This is a genomic window from Streptomyces sp. NPDC005963, assembly GCF_040638655.1.
Classification (GTDB): Bacteria; Actinomycetota; Actinomycetes; order Streptomycetales; family Streptomycetaceae; genus Streptomyces.
Window position 1 is genome coordinate 1 of record NZ_JBEXVD010000068.1, and the last position, 4,723, is coordinate 4,723.

Consider the following 4,723-nt stretch of genomic DNA (forward strand, 5'->3'; position numbering starts at 1 on the left):
ACCCACTGCGACCCCTGCCCCGGAAACACCAACACCGAACGACCCGACACCACCCCACCACCACACACCACATACGGAGACTCCACACCCCGCGAGAGCGCCGCAACACCCGCCAACAATTCATCACGATCAGACCCCACCACCACCGCCCGCTCGGCGAAGGTCGAGCGCCCCACGGCCAATGAGTGGCCGATGTCCAGCGCGCTCAACCCGGGCTCCGCCGCCACCCATGCGTGCAAGGCCGCCGCCTGTCCGCGCAAGGCCACACCGTCCCGCGCCGACAACGGCCACACCACCGTCCCGGGCGCCGAGGCATCGGCCGCCTCGGCCGACGGTTCTGCCGGCGCCTGTTCCAGGATGACGTGTGCGTTGGTGCCACTGACACCGAAGGAGGACACACCCGCACGCCGCGGACGACCGGTCTCCGGCCAGGGGGTGGCTGCGGTGAGCAGCGAGACGGCCCCCTCGGTCCAGTCGACCTGGTGGGTGGGGCGGTCGACGTGCAGGGTGCGCGGCAGCAGTCCGTGACGCATCGCCAGTACGGACTTGATCACACCGCCGACGCCGGCGGCGGCCTGGGTGTGGGACAGGTTGGACTTCAACGACCCCAGCCACAAGGGTCGGTCGGTGGGCCGGTCCTGGCCGTACGTCGCCATCAGTGCCTGTGCCTCGATCGGGTCGCCCAGCGTCGTACCCGTGCCGTGCGCCTCCACCATGTCCACTTCGTGCGGGGAGAGTCCGGCACGGCCGAGTGCTCTGCTGATGACGCGCTGCTGGGCCGGGCCGTTCGGGGCGGTCAACCCGTTGCTCGCCCCGTCCTGGTTGACGGCCGAACCGCGGATGACGGCGAGGACGGGATGTCCCTCGCGCAGTGCGTCCGAGAGCCGCTCCAGCAGGAGCAGGCCGAGCCCCTCGCCGAATCCCGCCCCGTCCGCGGTGGACGAGAAGGACTTGCTGCGGCCGTCGGGGGCCAGGCCGCGTTGGCGGCTGAAGCCGACGTAGGGGCCCGGGGTGGACATCACGGTCACCCCGCCGGCCAGGGCCAGCGTGGCATCGCCGGAGCGCAGTCCCTGACAGGCGAGGTGGATGGCGACCAGCGAGGACGAGCAGGCGGTGTCCAGGGTCACCGCCGGGCCCTCCAGGCCCAGGGTGTAGGCGACACGGCCCGAGGCCACGCTGGGGATGGTGCCGGTGCCGAGGAAACCCTCCAGTTCGTCGGGAACCCGGCCGAGTCTGGATCCGTAGTCGTTGTAGATCACTCCGGTGTAGACGCCGGTGCGGCTGCCCCGCAGCGTCAGCGGGTCGATGCCCGCGCGCTCCACCACCTCCCAGGACGCCTCCATCAGCAGCCGCTGTTGCGGATCCATCGCCAGCGCCTCACGCGGCGAGATGCCGAAGAAGCCCGGGTCGAACTCGGTCGCGTCGTGCAGGAAGCCTCCCTCGCGGACGTAGAAGGTCCCCGGGGCGTCGGGGTCGGCGTCGAACTGCCCCTCGATGTCCCAGCCGCGGTCGGTGGGGAACGGGGAGACCGCGTCACGTTCCTTGGCCAACAGCTCCCACAGGTCCTCCGGGGTGCGCACGCCGCCGGGGAAGCGGCAGCTCATGGCCACGATCGCGACGGGCTCGGTGGAGTCGTCGAGGAGCCGTCGGTTCTCCAGCCGCAGCCGCTGGTTGTCCAGCAGCGAGGCGCGCAGGGCCGCGACCACCTGATCCGTGTCCGTGGGCATGTTGTTCGGCTTCTCCCTCTGTCCCGGTTGGTCAGTCACGTTCGCCGCCGAGGGCCATGCGGACGAGGTCGCCGACGTCCATGCCGGCGATGTCCTCGGCGGGGAGCGGCGGCGCCTCCGGCCGGTCGACGAGCCGCATGAGCGCGTCGAGCAGCCCGGCCCGTCGCAACTCGGCCGGTGGGATCGTGGCGAGCAGGGAACGTATCTCCCGGTCCTCCGGATCCCGCCGGTCCGCCCGGTGTGCGGAGTGGGGACTTCCCGTGGCGCCGGGCCCGTCCGGTACGAGTCGCCCGGTCAGGTAGGTGGCGACGGCGACCGGGGTGGGATGGTCGAAGACCAGAGTCGCGGGGAGCCGTTGGCCGGTCGCCGCGTTGAGCCGGTTGCGGAGTTCGACCGATGTGAGCGAGTCGAAACCGAGGTTCTTGAATGCCTGGTGCGGGTCGACGGTTTCGACGCTGCCGTGGCCGAGGACGTCCGCGACACGGCTCCGTACCAGGTCGAGGACGGCGTCCGCTCGTTCCTCCGGTCCGAGTTCGGCCAGGCGACGGCGCAGCGAGCCCGCCTCGGCGGCATCTGCTCCCGAGGCCGGCCGGCGTGCGCTGCGGGGGACCAGATGGGAGAGCAGGGCCGGGACGGGTGCGGTCCGCGCTGCGGCCCGTAGGCGGCCGAGGTCGATCCTGACCGGAATCAGCAGCGGTTCGTCCAGGGCGAGCGCCGCGTCGAAGTGCGCGAGGCCTTCGTCGTCGCTGAGCGCTCCGGTGCCTCCCCCCACCATCCGCCGCAGGTCGGTGTCGGCGAGGGCCTCGGTCATGGTGCTGCGTTGGGCCCACAGCCCCCAGGCGAGCGACTGCGCGGGGAGGTGGTGTGCGCGGCGCTGCTGGGCGAGCGCGTCGAGGAAGGCGTTGGCCGCCGCGTAGTTGCCCTGTCCGGCGTTGCCGACCGTGGCGGACGCGGAGGAGAAGAGGACGAAGTGCGACAACGGCAGGTCGCGGGTGAGGGCGTGGAGATTCAGGGCCGCATCGACCTTGGGGCGGAGCACGCGGTGCATCTGCTCAGGGGTCAGCGACTGAACGATTCCGTCGTCCAGGACACCGGCCGCGTGGATGACCGCGCTGAGCGGACGGTCGTCCGGGATGTCGTCGAGCAGGGCTGCGAGGGCTTCCCGGTCCGCGGTGTCGCAGGCCGCGACGGTCACCAGCGCGCCGAGCTCTCGGAGTTCGGCGGCCAGGTCCGGGAGGCCGGGAGTCTGGTTCCCGCGCCTGCCGACCAACAGGAGGCTCCGTACCCCGTGGACGGTGACGAGATGACGTGCCACCAGGCCACCGATCGTCCCACCGGCCCCGGTGATCAGGACGGTTCCCCCGGTTGCGGCGATGTCCGGCAGCGCCGGGGCCGTCTCCGCGGAGACGGCCACCCGGGTGAGCCGAGCGGCGAGGAGCCTTCCCTGGCGTATCGCCAGTTGAGGTTCCGATCCGGCCCATGCATCCGGCAGCAGATCGGCCACCGTGGCCGGATCATCGGTGTCGATCAACAGGAAGCGGCCCGGATGCTCGGACTGGGCCGAGCGGAAGAGGCCGCGGACCGCAGCCCCCGTGAGGTCGGCGACGCCCTCGTCGACGTGTGTCGAGACCGCCCCACGGGTGAGGAGGACGAGACGGGAGTCGTCCCAACGGGAGTCGGCCAGCCAGTCCTGGACGAGTCCCAGGGCGTCGTCCAGGGCGGTGTGAACGGATGCGGCTTCGAGAGGGGGAGCAAGTGGCGAGGCGTGGTCACACCATACGAGTACGGCGGTGGGCAGTGGCATTCCCCGGTCCACTGCCGTGCGGAGCGCGGAGAGGTCCGGGTGGCTGTCGGAGAACAGCTCCGGGTCGCCGATGACCGCCCGGTGTACGAGGGGATCGGCCGGCGCACCGACCGGCGCTGCGGACCATTCCAAGCGGTGGAGGGACTCGGGGCCGGCCCCGGCGCGGAGGGCATCGAGCTCGATCGGGCGGACGACGACCGCTTCGACCGACGCGACCGGGAGGCCGCCAGGATCGGTCGCGTCGATCGACACCGACCCGTCCGGCCGGAAGGCGAGCCGGACCCGCAGTGCGGTGGCACCGGAGGCGTGGAGCCCGACACCGCTCCAGGAGAAGGGCAGTCCGGCAGAGGTCTGGCCCTGTGGTGGATCGGTTCCGGCGCCCGTACCCAGGAAGAGTCCCTGGAGGGCTGCGTCGAGGAGGGCGGGATGCAGGCCGAAGGCGGAGGCGGACCGCTGTAGTTCCTGGGGCAGTCGGACCTCGGTGAACACCTCGTCGCCGCGGCGCCAGGCACCGGTGAGCCCCCGGAAGGCGGGTCCGTAGCCGTAGCCGGCGGCTTGGAACCGCTCGTACAGATCATCGACGGCGATGGGGACGGCTCCGGGTGGGGGCCAGGAACTGACCTCGCCCGGTGCGGACGGTCGCTTCTCCGTTTCGAGGGCGGGGGCGGGGGCGAGTCCGCCGGTCGCATGGGCGGTCCAGAGCGGTGTCGCCGCGTCCTCGCGACAGGAGAACAGTCCCAGAGATCGCCTGCCTTGTTCGTCGACCCCACCGACGCGCACTTGCAGACGGACGGCCCCGTCCGCAGGAATCAGCAGCGGTGCTTGGAGCGTCAACTCCTCCACCGCGTGGTGGCCGGCCTCGTCCGCGGCACGTACGGCCAGTTCCACGAAGGCCGCGCCGGGGAGCAGGACCGTGCCGGCCACGGCGTGGTCGGCGAGCCAGGGGTGGGTGTGCAGGGACAACCGGCCGGTGAGCAGCAGCTCGCCCGTCTCCGCCACCTCGATCGCCGCGCCGAGGATGGGGTGGTCGGCGGAGTCGAGGCCGGCGGACCCCACATCGGCGGATGTGGTGTTCGCCGACTCCGGCCAATAGCGTTGGTGTTGGAAGGGGTAGGTGGGGAGTTCGACCTGTCGGGCGCCGGTGTCGGCGAACGCCTGGGACCAGTCGACTGCGAGACCGCTCTCCCAGGCT

2 protein-coding genes are annotated in these 4,723 nt (G+C 71.7%); both read right to left on the reverse strand.

Annotation, left to right across the window (positions count from 1 at the left end; all coding sequences use genetic code 11):
- Positions 1-1,727: type I polyketide synthase (locus ABZ348_RS34485; RefSeq protein ID WP_358939935.1), on the reverse strand; the 1,727-nt coding region annotated here is incomplete at its 3' end.
- A 31-nt stretch (positions 1,728-1,758) separates the two neighbouring features.
- A partial coding sequence (locus ABZ348_RS34490; protein WP_358939937.1) for a type I polyketide synthase occupies positions 1,759-4,723 on the reverse strand: 2,965 nt, incomplete at its 5' end.